The sequence below is a fragment of the uncultured Marinobacter sp. genome (assembly GCF_947259545.1).
Taxonomy (GTDB): Bacteria; Pseudomonadota; Gammaproteobacteria; order Pseudomonadales; family Oleiphilaceae; genus Marinobacter.
Genome location: NZ_CAMYMK010000011.1, coordinates 20,699 through 41,445 on the forward strand (window position 1 = coordinate 20,699; position 20,747 = coordinate 41,445).

Here is a 20,747-nt window from a genome sequence, read left to right on the forward strand (position 1 = left end):
TGCCAGAAAAATCAACAAGTTCAGGGAATGCGAGGAGAGAGCCGTGAGCGACACCACAAGCAATGATTTGATTCTGGCTTTGCAGAATCCGGAGCTGTACGACCACCCGGTCAAGGATTTTCAGGTTTTTGAGACTCATATCTCCCAGGTCATCCTGACTGGCGACTACGCATACAAGATCAAGAAACCCATGGATTTCGGCTTTCTCGATTTCTCCACCCTGGAACGCCGCAGGCATTTTTGCGAAGAAGAACTGCGACTGAACTCCCGCCTCGCGAAGAGCCTCTATCTGGACATCATTCCGATCACCGGCACTCCCCAGGAACCGCAGCTCGGTGGTGACGGTGAAGCGTTCGAGTATGCCATTCGCATGCACCAGTTCGATCAGGCGGATCTGTTCGATGTCCGCCAGGAGAACGGCACCCTGACACCGGAGCTGCTCACCAGTGTCGCCCGCCAGGCAGCCGACTTCCATGACCGCTTGCCACCAGTGGCGGAGGACAAGCCCCTGGGCACCCCGGAAGCGGTCTATGCCGCCATGCAGGAGAACTTCGACCAGATTCGCCCCCTGCTTGACGACAAGGCATTGCTGGAACAGCTGGACAACCTGGAAGAGTGGACGCGCACGACCTTCGAGCGCCAGCGGGATCTGATTGCCAGCCGACGGGAAAACGGGTTTGTTCGCGAGTGTCATGGTGACCTTCACCTCGCCAACATCACCGTGTTCAAAGGCGAAGTCACGGTCTTTGACTGCATTGAATTCAGTGAGCCATTTCGCTGGATTGATGTCATTAACGATCTGGCATTCCTGCTGATGGACCTGGAATCCCGCCGCGAGCAGAAGCTGGCCAACCTGGTATTGAATACCTATCTCGAGTATCGGGGCGACTTTGAAGCACTGCCCCTACTCCCCTTGTACAAGGCCTACCGCGCCCTCGTCCGTGCCAAGATTGCGCTGTTCACCATGGGCAACCCATCACTCTCGGAAGCAGAAAAAAACGGGCTGATGCAGCGCTACCAGGATTACGCCCTGCTGGCCGAGAGCTATAGCAGCATTCCTAACCCCTACCTGCTGGCCACCACCGGCCTGTCCGCCAGTGGTAAAACCTGTGTCAGTGCCGCCATGGCAGAGGAGCTGGGCCTGATCCGGCTACGGTCCGACGTGGAGCGCAAGCGTTTGTTTGGCATGGGACCGCTGGAACAAAGCAAGTCTCCCACCGGCGGTAACATCTACACCGCGGAAGCCACCGAAAAAACCTACCAGCGCCTGGCCCACATCGCAGGCGACCTGCTGAGTGCAGGCTTCCCGGTCATCGTGGATGCAGCGTCCCTGAAACAGGGTGAGAGAACTCTGATGGCGGACGTGGCAGAAACCCAGGGGCTTCCCTTTGCGCTGATTCATTGCGAAGCCCCGGAAGACTTGCGCAGGGAGTGGGTACGAAAGCGCACCGGAGACGCCTCCGAGGCCACCGAAGAACTTCTGGACGCCCAGATGACCTGGTTTGAGCCGCTGACCACGGAAGAAAAGACCCACACCATCCACCTGCATACCGATCAGGAACATGTCGCCGAAGCGGTTGCGGACCGAATCCGTCAGCACTTTGGATTGCAGGAGCAATAAACGTCTACAATACCGGGTACCTGCCTCACCCGGGCAGGTACCGACAACAGACGCAGGGACCAGAACGATGGATACGGACGCAGTGCGCCATATCGACGATCCACTCTATGAAAAGCTCAGAAGCGAAAACATGGAGGCTTTCAACGCCGTCAAGGCCAAGCTGGATCCGCTTCCAAGCTTTGCTCACGGTGATTTTCGCGGGCTGGACCTCCGAGGCATGGACGCACAGGGGCTGGATCTGAGCCACGCCTATTTCCGCGGTGCGGACCTGCGCGGCATTGATTTCAGCGAAAGTCAGATGGAGGGAGCGAGCATTGCCGGCGCCAAGATTTCAGGCTGTTTTTTCCCTCATCAGTTGCACGCGGATGAGATCGTAATGTCACTCAATCACGGCACCCGAATGCGGTACAACACCGGAAAATGAACGAACACCACTCCTGGCACAAGGTGGGCTCACCAGACGACTTGGTGGATGACAGCTTCCTTGAATTCACACTGATCAAAGGCAACCCCGAAGATCAGACAACTGACCAACGGGGCTTTGTCTTTCGTCGTAATGGCAAAGTCTACGGCTACCTTAACCGATGCCCCCACCTGGGCATCGAACTGAACTGGATGCCGGGGCGCTTCATGGACAGCGATAACTGTTTCATCCAGTGCTCTACCCACGGCGCCCTGTTTCTGCCTGACAGTGGCGAATGCATCGCCGGTCCCTGCCAGGGCGAGGCACTCGTGTCCCTGGAAGTGGCCGAGTCCCGGGACGCCATCGAGGTCAGGCTTCCAGAATGACGGGCACCGGGCTGGTCAATGCCAATTTACCCGTGGGCCCGTCCCCATCCCCCAAATCCGAACGGTAAGCAAGCACTTCCACACCGGCGCTGACGGCATCCCTGAGCAAAGCACCGTAGGTCGCATCAATATGGTCCGCCGGGCGCACAGAGGTAATCCCGGTATGGTTGACCACGAACATCAGTATCCCCCGATCCCCTTTGGCGACCTGAGCCATCAACTCCCGCAGGTGCTTCTGTCCCCGGGTGGTGACGGCATCCGGGAAGAAGCCACGCCCATTCTCGCAGAGAGTGACGTTCTTGACCTCGACCCAGGCATCGGCAAGCTCAGCGTGACCTGACAGGTGGAGATCGATACGGCTTTTCTCCTCGCCGTACCGGACTTCGCTCCGACACACGCCATAGCCGGCCAACTCCTGCACACGGCCCGCCTCGACTGCCTCCCTGGCCTGCGCGTTCGGGCGGGCAGTATTAATACAGGCCAGCTCGCCGGGCGAAGTCTCTACCAGTTCCCAGGTATAACGAAGTTTGCGCCTGGGATTATCACTTTCGCTCAGCCACACCCTCGCGTTATCCGGCTGACAACCGAGCATGGAGCCCGTGTTGGGGCAATGAGCCACAACCTCCGAGCCATCTTCCAGTAACACATCCGCCAGAAAACGCTTGTAACGTCGAACTAGTTTGCCTTTAATCAGTGGTTGGGAGAAGTTCATGGTGGTCTCCATATGAAAGTCTGAACACAAGGCTGGCACCCCTGTAACTTATCTGCTATTTTCCGCAAATTCCCGTTTCAGGACGAATGCTTCATCCAGGGTCAATTCGCGCAGTAAAAGCTGGCGCGGCGGAAAGCAAAGCGTTCTTGTGAAGTACAAACAAGAGGCCGGGTTCAATGGCAAACACTGCAGAACAACCACGCGAACGTTTTACCAACTTCACCCCTTACGAAATGAAGAAGGGTGAAGAGTACATGAGTGCTGAAATGCTGGAGCACTTCAAGAATCTGTTACTGCAATGGAAGCAGGAACTGATGGAAGAAGTGGACCGCACCATGCACCATATGCAGGAAGACGCCGCAAATTACGCGGATCCAAGCGACCGCGCAACCCAGGAAGAAGAGTTCAGCCTGGAATTGCGCACCCGTGACCGTGAACGAAAACTGATCAAGAAGATCGACCAGACCATCGATCGCATCGACAAGGACGACTACGGCTTTTGCGATCAGTGTGGCGTGGAAATTGGCATTCGCCGCCTGGAAGCACGCCCGACGGCCACCTTGTGCATTGACTGCAAGACTCTGGCGGAGATCCGCGAGCGCCAGACCGGCATCTGAGCCGGACCATAGTCGTGTCAACCGGCCCCAGAATGGGCCGGTCTGTTGATTGCTATGGCTGATACCCCCTACAGAGGTCGCTTCGCCCCCTCCCCTACAGGTCCATTACATTTCGGCTCCCTGGTCACAGCGCTGGCCAGTTACCTTGAAGCCAGAGTCCATCAGGGCCAATGGCTGGTTCGTATAGAGGACCTGGATCCCCTCCGGGAAAGCCCGGAAGCCACCGACAGCATTCTCCACAGCCTCAGGTGCCACGGGCTCATTCCGGACGCCCCGGTTCGCTTCCAGTCCAGGCGTCACGGCGCCTATCAAAACGCCATTGATCAGTTACTGTCCGACGGAATCGCCTATCGTTGCGCCTGCTCCAGAAAACAGCTGAAGGAACACCATGGCAGGCACCCGGAACACTGCCGCCAGGGGCAAAGTGCGCCTGGCAACCGCCTGTTCGCCATCCGCTTCGCACTGCAGGATGAAATCTGCCACTGGCAGGATGAGCTGCTGGGAGCGCAAACCCAACAGGTGACCGCGGAAGTGGACGACCCCGTCATTCTTCGCAAGGAGGGGTTCTACGCCTACCAGCTAGCCGTTGTGGTCGACGATATCGACCAGGGTATCACGGACGTGGTAAGAGGCTCCGACCTTCTGGACATGACCGCCCAGCAACAACAGATTTACCGAGCACTGGGCGCCACACCCCCCAATTGGCTCCACATCCCGGTGATTCTTAACGAAGACGGACAAAAGCTCAGCAAACAGAACCACGCCCCGGCACTGGACGACCGGCAACCGGCCGGCAACCTGGCCGCAGCCCTGGCAGCCCTCGGGCAAAAACCACCAGCCAACCTGAGCCAGCAGCCCGTGGAAAACATCCTCGCCTGGGCAATCAGGCACTGGCAACGGGAGGCAATCCCCCTGACATCCCGGTAAGCTACGTGGTATAAGGAGCCTCTGAATAACTCCTGAATCGCCTCTGGCTTTCAGAGCCATTCACAATCAAGGCGCGACTTTGCAGGAATGTCTGGACCTTGCAAAAAGTCGCAACGCGGAGTGTGAATGGCTCTGGAAGCCCCGAAGGGCGCGCTCTGAAGGTTGCATCTGCGGCGTTGCGGCTCTTGCCAAGGGCTACGGCCATTGGCGGCGAACCGCGCCTTGCATCTACAACCTTCAGAACGCGCAGAGGCGAGTCAGGAGTTATTCAGAGGCTCCAAGCCCTTCACAAACTTCAGTGCGGATACCAAGCCTGATGTATATCTATCGTCTGGTCTTCCTGTTGGTTCTGGCCATCTATATTTTTTCACCGAACATCCTCGACTGGTGGACCTCCCCGGGTAACGCCTGGTACACGCCCTACATCATATGGGCCGGGCTGATCGCCATGGGTTTCTGGCTTGAATGGCGACGGGACCCCAATGAGTTTTAGCGCCCCGGGCCTGTTACTGGCCAGCCTGCTGTATCTGATGATTCTCTTCGGCGTTGCCTGGGTGACTGAGCGTGGTGTATTCCCTCAACACTGGGTACGACACCCCCTGGTCTACACCCTGAGCCTGGGAGTCTACGCCGGCATCTGGGCTGTCTATGCCGCCGTGGGTGTTGCCGCCGAGTCCGGCTTCGGCTTCCTGGCCTACTACCTGGGGATCAGCGGCGCATTCCTGCTGGCGCCCGTATTGCTGAACCCGGTGATGCGCATTGGCCGCGCCTATCAATTGACGTCACTGGCCGACCTCTTTGCCTACCGCTACCGCAGCCAATGGGCCGGCACACTGGTCACCATCTGCTCCGGCGCGGCCATACTGTCGTTGCTCAGCATGCAGATACAGGCTGTATCCACCTCTGCCAGCCTGTTGGCGCCGGATACCTCCCGCAACCTGATCAGCGTCATGTTCAGCATTACCGTGGTGCTGTTTGCGATGCTGTTTGGCACTCGTCGCAATCAGGGCTCCGAAACCCATCAGGGGCTGGTCATGGCGATCGCCTTCGACTCTGTCGTCAAGCTGACCGCCCTGTTAACGCTCGGCGGAGTGATCCTGTTCAGTGTGTTCGGCGGCATGAGCGGACTGGAAGTCTGGCTGGAGAGCCAGAAGTCAGCGGCCAGCACCATGACCATGAACATCGACGACGGCAGCTGGCGCGCATTGATGCTGATGTCTTTCGCGGGCGCCCTGGTATTGCCGCACATGTACCACATGACCTTCAGCGAGAACCCGTCACCCAAGGCTCTGGCAAAGGCCAGCTGGGGGCTGCCTCTGTACTTGCTACTGCTGGGACTGCCGGTACCTCTGATCCTCTGGGGAGGCCAGGAATTGGCTGCAACCACGGGACCCAATTTCTACGCCATCGGCACTGCCCAGGCTCTGGGCAGCCCGGCGCTGACCCTGTTGATGTACATTGCCGGCCTGTCCGCCGCCAGCGGCCTGATGATCGTCAGCACCCTGGCGCTGGCCGGCATGGTACTGAACCATGTGGTTCTACCCCTGCACACACCCAAGGACCACGGCGACATCTACCATTGGCTGAAGTGGATCAAACGCCTGCTGATCGCCGTAATTATTTTCGCAGCCTTGCTGTTCCATGAAACCATCGGCACCAATCTGGATCTTTCCATTCTCGGCATCATCTCCCTTTCCGGCATGCTGCAGCTGCTGCCGGGCGCACTCGGCGTGATTTACTGGCCCGAGGGTAACAGGCGAGGCTTGATCGCCGGACTGGTTTCAGGGATGGCCGTCTGGATTGTTACCCTGGTCCTACCCTTTTCCCATACCGCCAATCTGCTGGAATGGCTTGGTGCTCCGCTGGTGCCGGATTACAGCAACTGGCATATATTCACCTTCATCAGCCTGACCCTGAACGTGACGGTGTTTTCGCTGACCTCCATCCTCAGCGGCAGCAGCGCCGAGGAAGCCAGCGCCGCCCAGGCATGCTCCCTTGGCGCACTGTCCCGTCCCCAACGCCGCGAACTGGTGGCCACTTCGTCCTCAGACTTCATCCGCCAGCTGGCCGACCCGCTGGGCTATGGCGTCGCCAAACGCGAGGTCGAACGAGCCCTGGGGCAGCTCAAACTACCCAATATGGAATATCGCCCCTATCAGCTGAGGCGCCTGCGCGATCAGGTGGAAATCAACCTGTCAGGCTTGCTGGGGCCCGCCGTGGCCCGAGACCTGGTCAAGCGTCATCTGGGCTACAAACCCATGGCCAGCAGCGGCACCGCGCAGGATATCCGTTATGTGGAGCGGGCACTGGGGGATTACCAGAATCAGTTGACTGGCCTGGCAGGTGAACTCGACAACCTGCGCCGCCATTACCGGCAGACCCTTCAGAATCTGCCAATTCCGGCCTGCTCCGTGGGTGAAGACGGCGAGATCCTGATGTGGAATCACACCATGGAGCAGCTGACCGGCATTACAGCAGACGATGTCGTCGGCGCCCGCCTGATGGCATTGCCGGAACACTGGCACCTGTTGCTGGATGATTTCAACCAGGGCGAGGAGCTGCACCGCTACAAACACCGCATGGATCTGAATGGCAAGCCTCACTGGCTGAACCTGCACAAGGCGGCCCTGAGCGGCCCAGACCATCCGGAAGGTGGCAGCATCATTCTGGTGGAAGACCAGACCGAAACCCGGTTGCTGGAAGACGAGTTGATGCACAGTGAGCGACTTGCCTCTGTCGGCCGGCTGGCAGCGGGTGTGGCCCACGAAATTGGCAACCCGGTCACCGGGATCTCCTCCCTGGCGCAAAACCTGAAGCTGGAAACAGACAACCCGGAAATTCTCTCGACCGCAGAGCAGATTCAGCAGCAAACCCGGCGCATCTCCGCCATTCTGCAATCACTGATGAATTTTGCCCGCACGGGCAACCACTCCCAGGCCAACCACTACGAGCCGGTCATCATTCAACGCTGTGTGGACGAATCCATCAACCTGCTTTCCCTCAGTGATCGCGGCCTGGGTATCACTTATCTCAACGACTGCCCGGACCAACTGATGATACTGGGCGATGAGCAGCGACTGGTCCAGGTGTTCGTCAACCTGCTGGCCAATGCCCGGGATGCCTCTCCCGAGGGGGGAACGATCCGCATCAGTGGAAACCGCGATGGCTACTCCGCTATCATCGAGGTCACCGATGAAGGATCGGGCATCCCCCGAGACCAGCTTGATCATATATTCGAACCCTTTTACACCACCAAGGCCCCCAACAAGGGCACCGGCCTTGGTTTATCGCTGGTGTACAGCATTGTTGAAGAACACTACGGCAACATACATGTGGACAGCCCCGCAGACCCGGCAACCGGCCTGGGTACCTGTGTACGGTTGAAGCTGCCCGCATACGAACCGGAACCCGACAATGCTGTCACCAGCCAGAACGAAAGGTTGTAACCCCCTATGGCTCGTATTCTGATCGTAGAAGACGAAGAGATTATTCGCTCCGCAGTAAGGAAGTTGCTGCAGCATGCCGGTTATGAAGTCGCCGATGCAGGGTCCGTTGAAGAAGCGGAGCAGAGCCAGGATCCCGATGATTTCGATCTGATCATTTCCGATCTGAGACTTCCCGGCGCCCCGGGCACCGAACTGATCAATCGCGCGCCCAATACGCCGGTGCTGATCATGACCAGCTACGCCAGCCTGCGATCTGCAGTGGATTCCATGAAAATGGGGGCGGTTGAGTACATCGCCAAACCGTTCGACCACGATGAAATGCTGGCCGCGGTGGAGAATATCCTGGCCCGAAAACAGCACGCGTCGACCGATGAACCGGCACCGGACACCCCCACTTCCGGCGATGACACCGCAAGCGGCGATCCGGCGAGCATCATGTACGGCAAGTGCGAGGCGATGCAAAAGGTCTTTACCCTGATCCGCAAGGTGGCACCGACGGAAACCACGGTATTGATCCAGGGCGAGTCAGGCACGGGTAAGGAGTTGGCCGCCCGGGCCCTGCACCTGCTCAGCCCGCGGGCAGCCAAGCCGCTGATTTCCGTGAACTGTGCAGCGATACCGGAAAGCCTGATCGAATCGGAACTGTTCGGTCACGAAAAGGGCTCATTCACCGGCGCAGTCTCAGCCCGAACCGGCCTGATAGAAGCCGCCGACGGGGGCAGCCTTTTCCTGGACGAAATCGGTGAACTTCCGCCAGAAGCCCAGGCACGACTCCTGCGCGTACTGCAGGAAGGCGAGATCCGCAAGGTCGGGTCCACTCAAAGCCGCAAGGTCAGCGTGCGCATGATTGCCGCGACACACCGAAATTTGAAGGCCATGACCCGAACCGGTGAATTCCGGGAGGATCTCTACTACCGCCTGAACGTTATGCAGGTACGCATTCCACCATTGAGGGAACGGCAGGGGGATATCCTGGGCCTTGCCCAACGCTTCCTGCAGCGACAGGGCGAGAAGATGGGCAAGCCCAACCTGAACCTGAGTCCCGAAGCGATGCGTGCCATGGAGCGACACCGCTGGCCCGGTAATGTGCGCGAACTGGAGAACGCCATAGAGCGGGCCACCATTCTGTGCGACACGGACCTGATTACCCCTTCCCTGCTGGACCTGGAATATGAAGGTGGCGACGAATACATTCCGGAAACCCTGGTGGAGGGTAACAACGAGCAGGTACGTAATCGCGAACCAGAGTCTTCCAGCGACCTGTCCCTGGAAGATTACTTCCAGCATTTCGTGCTGGAGAATCAGGACAAAATGAGCGAGACAGAACTGGCGCAGAAGCTGGGCATCAGCCGCAAGTCCCTGTGGGAACGTCGCCAGCGCCTGGGCATTCCCCGCAAGAAAGGCTCGGGCAACTGAGGCTGCACCAGACAGCTGAGCGGCCCCAGATGGATAGCTACCTATAAAAGATGAACTCAAGCTCAACTGTTACCCTATGTTCCGTACGGTAACACTCACAAAAAACATAATGAGAAATCAGTAACACTTAGGTCGCATACGGGGTAACACTTACGACCCACTTTTATTAAGTTACTGTTATTTAAGGATTTAAAAAAACTGGCACACGCCCTGCACTCTATTAAGCGCGCAACAACAAAAACAAGAGTGACAACGCAGCGCCAAAACAAAAACAAAAAGCTGCAGGAAGACGTTCGGTAACAAAAACAAAAACAGAACGTGAGCGAACTGAGTGTTTTGGGTACTGTGCTTTTTAGTGGTCCCTTGGCACGTGCGAGTTGTAGATGTAGAGAAGAATCGTCTTCCAGGCGGCACTGCATTTACTCCCGACTCGCCCGATGCTTCTGACCGCTCTGTGTGTTCAAAGCCTTCCGTTTGCACTACTGAGATCCCTGGATTTGGGGATGAACAGTGGGGTACAAAAACGAAGAATAATCCCGGCAACAACAAAAACAATGCAGATCGTCAACGCTTTCAGGGCGGATTCGTGAGAACGGATCCGCCTTTTGATTATCTGACCGACGGAAAGCCCGCCCTACACTCCGGATTGAACAATTATTGTCCGCTTTCCCGGCCATTCAGCCGCAAACGTGTGCAAATCCTGTCCAAACCGTTAAACTCTCGTTTTTTGCTCACGCAATAACGGAATTCAATGCCTAACTCAAATACCTCTCCCTTCGAGAAGTTTGTCGAAAAAATCCAGTCCTTTATGCCGGGCACCGGAAGGAAGAAGCACCGCACCTATCAGCGGCGTGAAATTCCAAGGGACCAGCACAACGTCTCTCGGTCCGCAATCAGCGAACCGGCCAAAAAGGTGCTCCACCGGCTAAACAAGTCCGGTTATGAAGCCTACCTCGTGGGTGGCGGCGTCCGTGATATCCTCCTGGGCGGCCAGCCCAAGGACTTTGATATCGCAACCAATGCCACACCGGAAGAAGTCCATGACCTGTTCCGGAATTCCCGCCTGATCGGCCGCCGGTTCCGGATTGTGCATGTCGTGTTTGGCCGTGAAATCATTGAGGTCACCACCTTCCGCGGCAACGCTGTAGAAGCGGACGATGACGCCGACGACGATGATCGTCGCACCAGTGAACATGGCCTTCTGCTGCGCGATAACGTCTATGGCTCCCAGGAAGAAGACGCTCTGCGCCGGGATTTCACTGTCAACGCCCTGTACTACTGCATCCGTGACTTTACGGTCATTGATTTCGCCGGCGGCGTGGAAGACCTGAAGAACCGCCAGCTGCGGCTGATTGGCGATCCTGAAACCCGTTACCGTGAGGATCCGGTGCGAATGCTCCGGGCGATACGGTTTGCCGGCAAACTTGGCTTTGACATTGAGCCAGGCACCGAAGAACCCATTCGCGAGCTCGCCCCACTGCTGACCCACATCCCACCGGCGCGGCTGTTCGACGAAGTCCTCAAGCTGTTCTCTGCCGGGTACGGTGAAGCCACCTATGATTTGCTGAGGAAGTACAATCTGCTGGCTCCGCTGTTTCCCGAAACGGTCAGGGCACTGGATAACGGCGAGCCCGACGAACTGATTCGCCAGGCACTGCGCAACACCGATGCCCGTATCGCCAAAGGCAAGTCCGTCACTCCCTACTTCCTGTTCGCCGCCATGCTCTGGCCGGCACTGCAGGCGGAATGGCGACACCGACAGGATAACGGCGACCCGGTCCAACCGGCGCTTCACGGAGCGATTGCCAAGGTGATTGGCCGCCAGGTCCAGGCCACATCCATCCCGAAGCGCTTTTCCGGCCCGATGAAGGAAATCTGGGAGATGCAGATGCGTCTGCCCCGCCGCCAGGGCAAACGGGCCTTCATGGCCATGTCCCATCCGCGATTCCGCGCGGCGTACGATTTCCTGTTGGTACGGGAGTCTGCCGGAGAAATCGAGCCAGGGCTGGGGCAGTGGTGGACGGACTTTCAGGCGACCGACGAGCGGGGCCAGGAACGCATGCTCAGTGAGCTGAGCGCGGGTGCGCCCAAAAAACGCAAGCGCAAACGCAAGCCAGCCAACCGGAGCTGATCATGCCGGTGACCGACGCCTTTATCGGACTTGGTAGCAATCTGGCGGATCCGACCGCCCAGCTTGCCCGGGCTGTGGCTGAACTGGCATCGCTGCCGGACACCACACTGGTGGCGCAGTCGGCGTTTTACAGTAGCCATCCCGTCGGCCCCCAGGACCAGCCTGATTTCGTCAACGGCGCGGTATGGTTGCAGACCCGGCTCAGTCCCCTGCAGCTCCTCGACCGCCTGCAGCAGATCGAGCAACACCATGGCCGGGAAAGAAAGCAGCGCTGGGGGCCAAGAACTCTGGATCTGGATTTGCTGATGTACGACGATGACACCATCAGCAGCGAACGCCTGACCGTTCCCCATCCGGAACTTCCCAACCGCGACTTTGTGCTGCAACCTCTGCTGGACCTGAAGGCGGATCTGGCATTGCCCGACGGGCAGACCATTGCCCAGCTGAGGCAGCATTGCCCCGACAACAATCTGCGCCCTCTACCGCCGCTTCCCCGGGAGCCGTTTCCGCCCGGTTAATCCCGGGAGCGTGCTACTATTGCCTCAGCCACACCCCCGGATTACCCTTAACACCTGAATGCTGGCTGACCCCGGCGCGGTCTTGGCCCATCCACCCACAAGGCAAGGATTCTATGGCTGTTACCATCAATACCCTGCGGGAATACAAGCAAAAGGGCGAAGCCTTCTCCGTCCTCACCTCTTACGATGCCACCTTTGCACAGGTCGTCAGTGAGGCCGGAGTGGATGTGATCCTGATTGGCGATTCACTCGGCATGGTGCTTCAGGGCCATGACAGCACTCTGCCCGTCACCATGGACCAGATGGTCTATCACGTCAGCTCGGTCGCCAAAGGCAACCGCGGCTCACTGATCATGGCGGACATGCCGTTCATGACCTACGGCACCACGGAAGCGGCCCTTGAAAACGCGGCCGAACTGATGCGTGCCGGAGCCCATATGGTCAAGCTGGAAGGCACGGACTGGATGACCGATACCATCGCGGCCCTGAGCGAGCGCGGCGTTCCCGTGTGCGCCCATCTGGGCCTGACTCCGCAGTTTGTCAACAAATTCGGTGGCTACAAGGTACAGGGCCGCGATGACCACGCGGCAGAAATGATGATAGAGCACGCCTGCGAACTGGAATCCGCCGGAGCCGATGTCCTGCTTCTGGAATGTGTACCGGCACCGCTGGCCGCGCGCATCACCCAGGCCGTGAAGGCTCCGGTGATTGGCATTGGCGCGGGCGCTGACACTGACGGCCAGGTGCTGGTCGTGCACGACATGCTCGGCATCACCACCGGCCGCAAGCCCCGCTTCGTCAAGGATTTCCTGGCCGACACCGGTTCCGTACAAAAGGCGGTGGAAGCCTATGTCAAAGCCGTACGCGACCGCTCATTTCCCGCCGAGGAGCACACGTTCAAAGCATGAGAACCGTCAACTCCCTGAAAGAAATACGCACCATCCTTGCCGGTTATCGCCGGGAAGGCAAAACCATCGGCCTGGTCCCCACCATGGGCAACCTTCACGAAGGGCACATATCGCTCGTACGTAAGGCCTGCGAAGCAGCCGACGTGGTGGTAACCAGCATTTTCGTCAACCCGATGCAGTTTGGCGCCAGCGAAGATCTGGACAGCTACCCCCGCACCCTGGAAGAAGACCAGAGAAAGCTTGAGGCCGCCGGCAACACCCTGGTCTTCGCCCCCGGCGTTGAGGAAATCTACCCCAACGGCCTGGTCCAGCAAACCAAGGTGATTGTGCCGGAAGTCAGCGATGGCCACTGCGGAGCCAGCCGCCCGGGACACTTCGAAGGGGTGGCGACGGTGGTGACCATGTTGTTCAACATGGTTCAGCCGGACGTCGCGGTATTCGGAGAGAAAGACTTCCAGCAACTGGCCGTTATACGCAAGCTGGTACGTGATCTGATCATTCCTGTGGAAGTGATCGGCGCTCCCACCATCCGTGAGGATGACGGGCTGGCGAAGAGCTCCCGCAACGGCTACCTGAATGACACGGAACGAACCATCGCTCCGGTGGTTTACCAGACCCTTCAGGAATGTGCCCGACAGCTCAGCGAAGGGCGCACTGATTTTGGCGCCCTGGAGCAGGAAGCCAATGATGCGCTGACTTCCGCCGGCCTGCGTCCGGATTACTTCAACATCGTCAACAGCCTGACCCTGAAGCCGGCCGCTGCGGAAGACACCGAACTGACCATACTGGCTGCCGCCTTCCTCGGCACCACGCGACTGATAGACAACCTGTCGATCACGCGATCCTAACTGAGACTCTGACAGCCGAAAGGAATCATCATGCCCCAGGATCCCACGCCACTCACGTCTCGACCCGAGTGGCGGGCTCTTGCGAGCCTCCAGCAAGACCTGAAGAACACGCCCATGCGGGCGTTGTTTGAACAGGACCCCGACCGTGCGCGGCGTTTTTTCAGCGAGGGGGCGGGCCTATCCCTCGATTACTCCAAAAACCGCATGACCGACGAAGTCCTGGCCAGCCTGATAGCACTGGCGAGGGAGTGCGGAGTGTCCGAGCGGACAGAAGCCATGTTCCGGGGTGACCGCATCAACGTCACCGAAGGCCGACCCGCCCTGCATACCGCCCTGCGGAATGTCGGCGGTGACGCGGTCATGGTCGACGGCATCGACATCATGCCCGAAGTGGAGCAAACACTGGCCCGCATGGAGTCATTTACCGACGACATCCTGTCAGGTCAGCGTACAGGCTTCACCGGCAAACCCTTTACGGACGTTGTGAGCATCGGTATTGGCGGTTCGTTCCTCGGCCCGAAACTGGTCAGCGAGGCACTAAGGCCCTACCAGAACGGTCAGCTCAGAGGCCACTTCGTGGCCAACATTGACGGCTCTGACATTTCCGAAGTTCTGCATCAGGTGAATCCGGAAACCACCCTGTTCCTCGTTCAGTCCAAGTCCTTCCGCACCCAGGAAACGCTGGAGAACAGCCAGATTGCCCGGGACTGGTTCCTGAAAAACGGGGGCACCGAGACTACCATTGCCCGACACTTTATCGCCGTGACAGCCAACCCCCAAGAGGCGGAAACATTCGGCATCGCCGGCGAGAACATTTTCCCGATGTGGGACTGGGTAGGCGGCCGCTATTCGCTATGGTCGGCGATCGGGCTGCCCATCGCCCTGCTGGTGGGCATGGCCAACTTCCGCGCTCTGCTGGCCGGTGCTCACACCATGGATCAGCACTTTCGCCATACCCCACTGGAACAGAACCTGCCGGTGATCATGGCCATGCTGGGTGTCTGGTACAGCAACTTCTGGGGCGCCGCGACTCACGCCATCCTGCCCTACGACCATTACCTGGAAAGCCTGCCCGCGCATTTGCAGCAACTGGACATGGAAAGCAACGGCAAATGCGTCACCCAGGGTGGTCAGGCAGTGACCTATCCTACCGGCCCCATCATTTGGGGCGGTGTCGGCGCCAATGGCCAACACGCCTACCATCAGTTGCTGCACCAGGGCACACGACTGATTCCCGCGGATTTCATTATTCCGTTGCAGAGTCAAAACCCGGTGGGTGAACACCACGCCATGCTGTTTGCCAACTGCCTGAGTCAGTCACGGGCCCTGATGACCGGTAAAACCGAGGAAGAAGCCCGGCAGGAACTGGAGCAGGAAGGACTGTCACCAGACGACATCGAGGCCCTGGCACCACACAAGGTGATTCCCGGCAACAAACCGAGCAATACCCTGCTGATGGACAAACTCACCCCGGAAACCCTCGGCGCACTGATTGCGCTTTATGAGCACCGCACTTTTGTTCAGGGTGTGATATGGGATGTGGACTCATTCGACCAGTGGGGCGTGGAGCTGGGCAAGCAGATGGGCAAGGGTATCCTGGACCAGATCATTGGTGACCCGACGCCGAAAGCCAAAAGCGACAGCTCAACCGCGCACTTGATCCGGCTGTTCCAGTCAAAGCGGTCGTGAAATCCGCCTGCCCTTCCAGGTAAAGTCGATTGGCCAGAGTTTCTGATCGCTTGAGTACGACTGCCACAACTCCCGATAGGTCTTGCCACAGACCGGGTGGCGGTCGTTCGGCGCAATATCGGACAGGGGCCAGAGCACAAAGGCGTTCCTGAGAATTTCATCTCGGGGCAACTTCACGCCGTCGACTTCACCGACGACATCGTTATACGTGAGGATATCGAGGTCCAGCGTCTGCGCACGAAATCTCGGCTCACCTCGTCGGCGACCATTATCAGCTTCCAGCTGCTTGAAACGACGCGAAAGCTCGCCAACACTCCAGTCCGTATCTACACCGACCACCAGGTTGTAGAAAGGTGACCCATCAAACCCGACGGCCTCACTTTCGTAGACCGGTGAAATCGTCAACACCTCAAACCACTCCGAGAGAGCATCCAACGCCACCGTAATGTAGTGTGACCGGTCGATATTGCTGCCGATGCTGATATACACCCGCGCCCTGGCGGTCATCACTGCTGCCCCCGTTCAATACGGACACCAACGGCTCTGGCAGTTGGCACCGCACCCGGCTTACGCAGCGTCAGCTTTAGCCATGGCACACCGAAATCCGTCTGTATCATGGCTGCAAGCCCCTCGGCCGCCGCTTCCAGAAGCTCAGGCCTGGCGTGCTGCAGCCAGCGGGTCACTTTCTCGCTGACCGTCGCGTAGTCCAGCGCATCGGCAACGTTATCGGACGCTCCGGGAATGCGGTTATCCCAGCCCATCTCCAGGTCCACCACCAGCCGCTGGGTAACGTCACGCTCCCAGTCATATACGCCAATCACCGCCTCTACGGCCAGGCCCTCGATCAGAACACTGTCTGCCACCGAATTATTACACTCTTTGCTGATTGAATAACGTACAGGCTACGGATACTGTGTGATTCTCGGCCTGAGGCGTTCGTGGGGCCGGCATTTTCGCATAAATTCACCGGACGCGTCTTTGCTCCGGACCAATTGCCCGGGAATTCAATGAGTGACCCTGTACTGATAGTTTTACTGTGCGCTCTGGCCTACCTGGTCGGCTCCGTGCTGTTTGCCGTTGAGATCTGCAAGCTATGGAAGTTGCCAGACCCGCGCGCACTGGGATCCGGTAATCCGGGGGCCACCAATGTCTACCGTAACGGTGGCTGGGTGCCCGCGGCCCTGACCCTGGCGCTGGATGCCGCCAAGGGCTTTGTGCCGGTATGGCTGGCCCACGCCGCCGGCCTGTCGATTCTGGCCCAGGCCATGGTTGCGCTGTGCGCAGTCACCGGCCACATGGTGCCGGTTTTCTACCGCTTCAAAGGGGGAAAGGGCGTTGCAACCGCACTGGGTTCGGGTCTGGCGCTGGCGCCCCTGACCACTGTGCTGATGGCTGCGATCTGGGCGCTGGTCCTGTGGCGTTGGCGCATCTCGGCATTGGCATCAATCATTGCCATCGTCAGCGGACCGCTGATCAGCGCGCTCATTGATCCCAAAACCCTGCCCCTGTTTGGCTTGCTCGCCATTCTTATTGTCGTGCGCCACCGCAACAACCTGATACGCCTGGCCCAGGGGCGCGAAGCCAAATTCTAGCGCCTGATCAGTCCACCAGCCCATTCGAACGGGGCTGTGACACGGGCGGCAGGGTATTCATTGGCCAGCGCGGGACCGCCAGAATACGATCGCCATCCCTCTGCCCCGCCTGCAGACGCTGGCAACCGGCATAAGCAATCATGGCGCCGTTGTCGGTGCAAAACTCGGGACGAGCGTAAAACACACTGGCCCTGTGCTTTTCCGTCATCTTCTCCAACCCTGCCCTCAGGCGTTTGTTAGCGCTTACCCCGCCAGCAATAACCAGCCGTTTGCAGCCCGTCTGCTCCAGAGCCCGCCGGCACTTGATGGTCAGCGTATCCACCACGGCTGCCTCAAACGCCAGGGCAATATCCGCCCGGGTCTGATCATCCAGGCCACCAGCTTCTTCCTCCGCTGTGACGGTATTGAGCGTAAACGTTTTCAGGCCACTGAAGCTGAAGTCCAATCCCGGGCGATCCGTCATCGGCCGCGGGAACCGATAACGGCCAGCGGTGCCCTTTTCGGCCAGGGCCGCCACCCTCGGACCGCCAGGATAGTCGAGCCCGAGCATTTTTGCGGTTTTGTCAAAGGCTTCCCCGGCGGCATCATCAACCGACTCCCCCAACAACTCGTATTCACCGATACCGTCCACCCGGACCAGCTGTGTATGCCCACCGGACACCAGCAAGGCCACAAACGGAAATGCCGGTGGCTGTAGTTCCAGCATGGGCGCCAACAGATGGCCCTCCATGTGATGCACACCCAGCACCGGAATACCCAGGGCAAAGCCCAGGGCGTGGGCGACGGAACCACCCACCATCAGCGCCCCGACCAGGCCCGGACCGGCAGTATAGGCAATGCCCTCAAGGTCCTTACGGCTGCGCCCGGCTTCTGCGAGCACCTGATCGCACAGGGGCAGCAACTTACGGACATGATCACGCGACGCCAGCTCCGGCACCACGCCACCATAGTCCGCATGCATATCAATCTGGCTGAAAAGAGCATGAGCCAACAGGCCCTGCTCGCTGTGGTAAAGGGCGACTCCGGTTTCGTCGCAGGAGGTTTCAATTCCGAGAATCAGCATAGATAATGGATCACTACGGGTGGCATGAATGGTCAGGAGCGGTATTTTAGCAGAAAGCCGAAACCCACTGGCAGTTTCATCGAACAAACATTGACCTCACCCCGGAGCAGGGGCTATCATTGCCGCCCTTAAATACGCACTGGTCGAGTTTTAGCCAATCTGACCAGGTATCGAGTCGATTCGACGCACGAGTCGATCAGACAAAACAGAAACCGAATACATCAGGTAGGTGATTTTCGAATGCCAGCTGTTAAAGTGAAAGAGAATGAACCGTTTGACGTAGCCCTGCGTCGCTTTAAGCGTTCCTGCGAAAAAGCAGGTGTACTGTCGGAAGTACGTCGTCGTGAGCACTACGAGAAGCCGACAGCCGTTCGCAAGCGTAAGGCAGCCGCTGCCGTTAAGCGTCATCTCAAGAAGCTTCAGCGGGAACAGCGCAAGTTCGAGCGTCTGTACTAAGCTTTAGCTGACGCCGCTTGACTGCATACCAATAATCGCCTGTTAAGCCGCAGGCTGCACAGAGCGATTCCTAAATGCCGCCGAGGCCTGGCTTCGGCGGCATTTTTGGCTATTGGCGGCGCTAAGCCGGCATTCCTGTGCAACCGGAGTCATCATGAGCGGACTGATCCCTCAACGTTTTGTTGAAGATCTGCTGGATCGAGTGGACCTGGCGGAGCTTATCGGATCACGCATCACGCTGAAGAAAGCCGGCGCCAACTACAAGGCCCGCTGCCCGTTTCATGATGAGAAGACACCGTCCTTCAACGTACGCCCCGACAAAGGCTTTTACCACTGCTTCGGCTGTGGCGCCCATGGCGACGCCATCAGTTTTGTGCGGGAGTTCGAGGGACTGGGGTTTACCGAAGCGGTCGAGGAACTGGCGAAACGTGCCGGCCTGGAAGTGCCTTACGATCAAAGCGCGCGACAGGAAATCCAGCAGGCCCGTACACTGACCGACGCCCTGGATTATGCCAGTCGATTTTACCAGTCCGCGCTACGCAGCCCGCAGGGCGAATTCGCGAGGGACTACCTCAGGCAACGGGGGCTGGACGACAACATCATCCAGCTATACCAGTTGGGGTATGCGCCCGGCACGGGCACCGCGCTGTTTGATTCCTGCAACAAGGACCTGCAGGGGCCACTGATTGAAACCGGTACGGTTTCCGATAAGTACGGCCGCCCCCGGGATCTGTTCCGCAATCGGGTGATGTTTCCGATTCGCAACAGCAGGGGCAAGACCATCGCTTTCGGGGGGCGAACCCTCGGTGACGACAAGGCCAAGTACATCAACTCTCCGGAGTCCGATGTTTTTCACAAGAGCCGGGAAATCTACGGCCTGTACGAAGCCAAACAGGCCATCCGGCAGCTGGACAAGCTGCTGGTCGTGGAAGGCTACATGGATGTTATCGCGCTGGCGCAGCACGATATCCATTTTGCGGTCGCCACACTGGGCACAGCGACCAACCAGGACAGCCTGACCGCCCTGCTCCGGCAGGTACGGCACCTGGTCTTCTGCTTTGACGGTGACCAGGCCGGATTCCGCGCTGCGGATCGCGCCCTGGAGAACGCCCTGGAACTGATGGCGGATGGACTGCACCTCCAGTTCCTGATGCTGCCGGATGGCGAAGACCCGGACACACTGGTCCGCAAGGAGGGCACTGAGGCCTTCCAGAAGCGAATTGAAGGCGCCACACCCTTGTCCCGCTATCTGTTTGACCGACAGAGCGAGGGGCTGGACCTGCAGCTGCCGGAGCACCGGGGAGAACTCCGGGCCCGGGCGGAACCACTGCTGAACAAGATGCCCAGAAGCACCCTGCGGGATGCCATGTGGCATGAGATGCTGCGGCTTTGCGGTGGCCGCAACGACTGGCAGAACCGCCGCCCACAAAACGGGCAGAAGCGGTTCGGTGAGCGCCGCGACAGAATTCAGGAAGAACGGATTGATGTCAGGCTCAGCAAGGACAGCACGCTGTGCCTGGCCCTGCTGGAAGCCCCGGATATGGCCAGCGATGTGGTCGAACTGGCACGCCAGTCCCGGCAGTTTGGCCAGGCAAGGCGTTTCGCGGAATGGATACTGGAAGGCCAGATCCGCGATCGCCGCAAACTGGTGCGCACACTGGCCACCGACAAGCAGGCGCGGGAGCGCTTTTACCATCTGTTCGACGGCATTGAGCACATACCGTCACGGGAAAGCACCCTGGCCGGCGCCAGGGAGCTGCTGACCCCGAATCAGGAAGCGGCCCGCAAGCAGCGCCTGATGTCATTGCTGTCTGCCAAGCGAAGCCTTGCAGACCTTACGCCGGAAGAACGCCAGGAGCTGAAAGCTCTGAGCGAGCGTGCCGAAGACTGACCCGCAATCCAGGGTTGCGGGGCAAAAACAGGAAAATACAGGGTCAAACCTGTATTGCACTTGAAACTTGAAGCGTTGATCACCATCTAACCATCCGGTGGCAGAGCAACCGAGCGGCAGCTA

The 20,747-nt window shown here is 58.8% G+C and carries 20 protein-coding genes; 16 read left to right on the forward strand and 4 right to left on the reverse strand.

Going from position 1 to position 20,747, the window contains the following annotated elements:
* Nucleotides 1-43 precede the first annotated feature (43 nt).
* The 3 genes from Q0Y21_RS16935 to Q0Y21_RS16945 all read left to right on the forward strand — a co-directional run bounded on the left by Q0Y21_RS16935 (nucleotide 44) and on the right by Q0Y21_RS16945 (nucleotide 2,410).
* Nucleotides 44-1,621, forward strand: a complete 1,578-nt coding sequence (locus Q0Y21_RS16935; protein ID WP_297797992.1) for a bifunctional aminoglycoside phosphotransferase/ATP-binding protein — start codon at nucleotides 44-46, stop codon at nucleotides 1,619-1,621.
* A 67-nt stretch (nucleotides 1,622-1,688) separates the two neighbouring features.
* The gene (locus tag Q0Y21_RS16940; protein ID WP_297797994.1) at nucleotides 1,689-2,045 is read left to right on the forward strand and encodes a pentapeptide repeat-containing protein; all 357 of its coding nucleotides are present in this window, start codon (nucleotides 1,689-1,691) and stop codon (nucleotides 2,043-2,045) included.
* Nucleotides 2,042-2,410 carry a Rieske 2Fe-2S domain-containing protein gene (locus Q0Y21_RS16945; protein ID WP_297797996.1) on the forward strand — a complete coding sequence of 123 codons (369 nt, stop codon included), beginning with the start codon at nucleotides 2,042-2,044 and terminating at the stop codon, nucleotides 2,408-2,410. Before Q0Y21_RS16940 ends, Q0Y21_RS16945 begins: the two co-directional genes overlap by 4 nt.
* Here the strand turns inward: Q0Y21_RS16945 and sfsA are convergent.
* Nucleotides 2,394-3,122: a DNA/RNA nuclease SfsA gene (gene sfsA, locus Q0Y21_RS16950; RefSeq protein ID WP_297797998.1), complete on the reverse strand. Its 729-nt coding sequence runs from the start codon at nucleotides 3,120-3,122 to the stop codon at nucleotides 2,394-2,396. The genes Q0Y21_RS16945 and sfsA overlap by 17 nt on opposite strands.
* A gap of 176 nt (nucleotides 3,123-3,298) precedes the next feature.
* Here sfsA and dksA point away from each other — a divergent pair, with 176 nt between their 5' ends.
* The 10 genes from dksA (at nucleotide 3,299) to pgi (ending at nucleotide 15,622) form a co-directional block, all read left to right on the forward strand.
* Complete coding sequence (gene dksA, locus Q0Y21_RS16955; RefSeq protein ID WP_012139308.1) at nucleotides 3,299-3,739, forward strand: RNA polymerase-binding protein DksA; 441 nt, start codon at nucleotides 3,299-3,301, stop codon at nucleotides 3,737-3,739.
* A gap of 54 nt (nucleotides 3,740-3,793) precedes the next feature.
* Entirely contained in the window at nucleotides 3,794-4,666 is an 873-nt protein-coding gene (gluQRS, locus tag Q0Y21_RS16960) for a tRNA glutamyl-Q(34) synthetase GluQRS (protein WP_297798000.1), read from the forward strand.
* Nucleotides 4,667-4,982: 316 nt separating this feature from the next.
* Nucleotides 4,983-5,159 carry a hypothetical protein gene (locus tag Q0Y21_RS16965; protein ID WP_297798002.1) on the forward strand — a complete coding sequence of 59 codons (177 nt, stop codon included), beginning with the start codon at nucleotides 4,983-4,985 and terminating at the stop codon, nucleotides 5,157-5,159.
* Nucleotides 5,149-8,112 carry an ATP-binding protein gene (locus tag Q0Y21_RS16970; protein ID WP_297798004.1) on the forward strand — a complete coding sequence of 988 codons (2,964 nt, stop codon included), beginning with the start codon at nucleotides 5,149-5,151 and terminating at the stop codon, nucleotides 8,110-8,112. The genes Q0Y21_RS16965 and Q0Y21_RS16970 overlap by 11 nt, the downstream gene beginning before the upstream one ends.
* Before the next feature lie 6 nt (nucleotides 8,113-8,118).
* Complete coding sequence (locus Q0Y21_RS16975) at nucleotides 8,119-9,528, forward strand: sigma-54 dependent transcriptional regulator (protein WP_297798006.1); 1,410 nt, start codon at nucleotides 8,119-8,121, stop codon at nucleotides 9,526-9,528.
* Between the two features lie 808 nt (nucleotides 9,529-10,336).
* Nucleotides 10,337-11,659, forward strand: coding sequence for a polynucleotide adenylyltransferase PcnB (gene pcnB / locus Q0Y21_RS16980; RefSeq protein WP_297798507.1), 1,323 nt, complete (start codon nucleotides 10,337-10,339; stop codon nucleotides 11,657-11,659).
* 2 nt (nucleotides 11,660-11,661) lie between these two features.
* Nucleotides 11,662-12,177: a 2-amino-4-hydroxy-6-hydroxymethyldihydropteridine diphosphokinase gene (gene folK / locus Q0Y21_RS16985; RefSeq protein WP_297798008.1), complete on the forward strand. Its 516-nt coding sequence runs from the start codon at nucleotides 11,662-11,664 to the stop codon at nucleotides 12,175-12,177.
* A gap of 113 nt (nucleotides 12,178-12,290) precedes the next feature.
* Nucleotides 12,291-13,085 carry a 3-methyl-2-oxobutanoate hydroxymethyltransferase gene (panB, locus tag Q0Y21_RS16990; RefSeq protein WP_297798010.1) on the forward strand — a complete coding sequence of 265 codons (795 nt, stop codon included), beginning with the start codon at nucleotides 12,291-12,293 and terminating at the stop codon, nucleotides 13,083-13,085.
* Nucleotides 13,082-13,933 carry a pantoate--beta-alanine ligase gene (gene panC / locus Q0Y21_RS16995; protein WP_297798012.1) on the forward strand — a complete coding sequence of 284 codons (852 nt, stop codon included), beginning with the start codon at nucleotides 13,082-13,084 and terminating at the stop codon, nucleotides 13,931-13,933. Before panB ends, panC begins: the two co-directional genes overlap by 4 nt.
* A gap of 30 nt (nucleotides 13,934-13,963) precedes the next feature.
* Nucleotides 13,964-15,622, forward strand: coding sequence for a glucose-6-phosphate isomerase (pgi, locus tag Q0Y21_RS17000; RefSeq protein WP_297798014.1), 1,659 nt, complete (start codon nucleotides 13,964-13,966; stop codon nucleotides 15,620-15,622).
* Here pgi and folK (Q0Y21_RS17005) read toward each other — a convergent pair.
* Together folK (Q0Y21_RS17005) and folB are read right to left on the reverse strand one after the other, a co-directional pair.
* Complete coding sequence (folK, locus tag Q0Y21_RS17005) at nucleotides 15,608-16,129, reverse strand: 2-amino-4-hydroxy-6-hydroxymethyldihydropteridine diphosphokinase (protein ID WP_297798016.1); 522 nt, start codon at nucleotides 16,127-16,129, stop codon at nucleotides 15,608-15,610. The two genes, pgi and folK (Q0Y21_RS17005), sit on opposite strands and share 15 nt — an antisense overlap.
* Nucleotides 16,129-16,485: a dihydroneopterin aldolase gene (gene folB, locus Q0Y21_RS17010; RefSeq protein ID WP_297798018.1), complete on the reverse strand. Its 357-nt coding sequence runs from the start codon at nucleotides 16,483-16,485 to the stop codon at nucleotides 16,129-16,131. The genes folK (Q0Y21_RS17005) and folB overlap by 1 nt, the downstream gene beginning before the upstream one ends.
* A gap of 144 nt (nucleotides 16,486-16,629) precedes the next feature.
* Here folB and plsY point away from each other — a divergent pair, with 144 nt between their 5' ends.
* The gene (gene plsY, locus Q0Y21_RS17015) at nucleotides 16,630-17,214 is read left to right on the forward strand and encodes a glycerol-3-phosphate 1-O-acyltransferase PlsY (protein WP_297798020.1); all 585 of its coding nucleotides are present in this window, start codon (nucleotides 16,630-16,632) and stop codon (nucleotides 17,212-17,214) included.
* 7 nt (nucleotides 17,215-17,221) lie between these two features.
* On the opposite strand, the gene tsaD is transcribed toward plsY, so the two are convergent.
* The gene (gene tsaD, locus Q0Y21_RS17020; protein WP_297798022.1) at nucleotides 17,222-18,277 is read right to left on the reverse strand and encodes a tRNA (adenosine(37)-N6)-threonylcarbamoyltransferase complex transferase subunit TsaD; all 1,056 of its coding nucleotides are present in this window, start codon (nucleotides 18,275-18,277) and stop codon (nucleotides 17,222-17,224) included.
* A gap of 240 nt (nucleotides 18,278-18,517) precedes the next feature.
* Between tsaD and rpsU the strand changes: the two genes are divergently transcribed.
* Both rpsU and dnaG read left to right on the forward strand, forming a co-directional pair.
* Nucleotides 18,518-18,733 (forward strand): 30S ribosomal protein S21, encoded by a 216-nt coding sequence (rpsU, locus tag Q0Y21_RS17025; RefSeq protein WP_007153483.1) that lies wholly within the window; start codon nucleotides 18,518-18,520, stop codon nucleotides 18,731-18,733.
* 154 nt (nucleotides 18,734-18,887) lie between these two features.
* On the forward strand, nucleotides 18,888-20,624 hold the full coding sequence (gene dnaG / locus Q0Y21_RS17030; RefSeq protein ID WP_297798024.1) for a DNA primase: 1,737 nt from the start codon (nucleotides 18,888-18,890) through the stop codon (nucleotides 20,622-20,624).
* The last annotated feature ends 123 nt before the right edge of the window (nucleotides 20,625-20,747 follow it).

Coding starts and splice junctions, on each gene's coding strand:
- Q0Y21_RS16970 (WP_297798004.1), top strand. CDS start 5,149: ATGAGTTTTAGCGCCCCGGGCCTGTTACTGGCCAGCCTGCTGTATCTG.
- pcnB (WP_297798507.1), top strand. CDS start 10,337: ATGCCGGGCACCGGAAGGAAGAAGCACCGCACCTATCAGCGGCGTGAA.
- sfsA (WP_297797998.1), bottom strand. CDS start 3,122: ATGAACTTCTCCCAACCACTGATTAAAGGCAAACTAGTTCGACGTTAC.
- rpsU (WP_007153483.1), top strand. CDS start 18,518: ATGCCAGCTGTTAAAGTGAAAGAGAATGAACCGTTTGACGTAGCCCTG.
- pgi (WP_297798014.1), top strand. CDS start 13,964: ATGCCCCAGGATCCCACGCCACTCACGTCTCGACCCGAGTGGCGGGCT.
- folK (WP_297798016.1), bottom strand. CDS start 16,129: ATGACCGCCAGGGCGCGGGTGTATATCAGCATCGGCAGCAATATCGAC.
- Q0Y21_RS16940 (WP_297797994.1), top strand. CDS start 1,689: ATGGATACGGACGCAGTGCGCCATATCGACGATCCACTCTATGAAAAG.
- folK (WP_297798008.1), top strand. CDS start 11,662: ATGCCGGTGACCGACGCCTTTATCGGACTTGGTAGCAATCTGGCGGAT.
- panC (WP_297798012.1), top strand. CDS start 13,082: ATGAGAACCGTCAACTCCCTGAAAGAAATACGCACCATCCTTGCCGGT.
- plsY (WP_297798020.1), top strand. CDS start 16,630: ATGAGTGACCCTGTACTGATAGTTTTACTGTGCGCTCTGGCCTACCTG.
- gluQRS (WP_297798000.1), top strand. CDS start 3,794: ATGGCTGATACCCCCTACAGAGGTCGCTTCGCCCCCTCCCCTACAGGT.
- dnaG (WP_297798024.1), top strand. CDS start 18,888: ATGAGCGGACTGATCCCTCAACGTTTTGTTGAAGATCTGCTGGATCGA.
- dksA (WP_012139308.1), top strand. CDS start 3,299: ATGGCAAACACTGCAGAACAACCACGCGAACGTTTTACCAACTTCACC.
- panB (WP_297798010.1), top strand. CDS start 12,291: ATGGCTGTTACCATCAATACCCTGCGGGAATACAAGCAAAAGGGCGAA.
- Q0Y21_RS16945 (WP_297797996.1), top strand. CDS start 2,042: ATGAACGAACACCACTCCTGGCACAAGGTGGGCTCACCAGACGACTTG.
- Q0Y21_RS16975 (WP_297798006.1), top strand. CDS start 8,119: ATGGCTCGTATTCTGATCGTAGAAGACGAAGAGATTATTCGCTCCGCA.
- tsaD (WP_297798022.1), bottom strand. CDS start 18,277: ATGCTGATTCTCGGAATTGAAACCTCCTGCGACGAAACCGGAGTCGCC.
- Q0Y21_RS16965 (WP_297798002.1), top strand. CDS start 4,983: ATGTATATCTATCGTCTGGTCTTCCTGTTGGTTCTGGCCATCTATATT.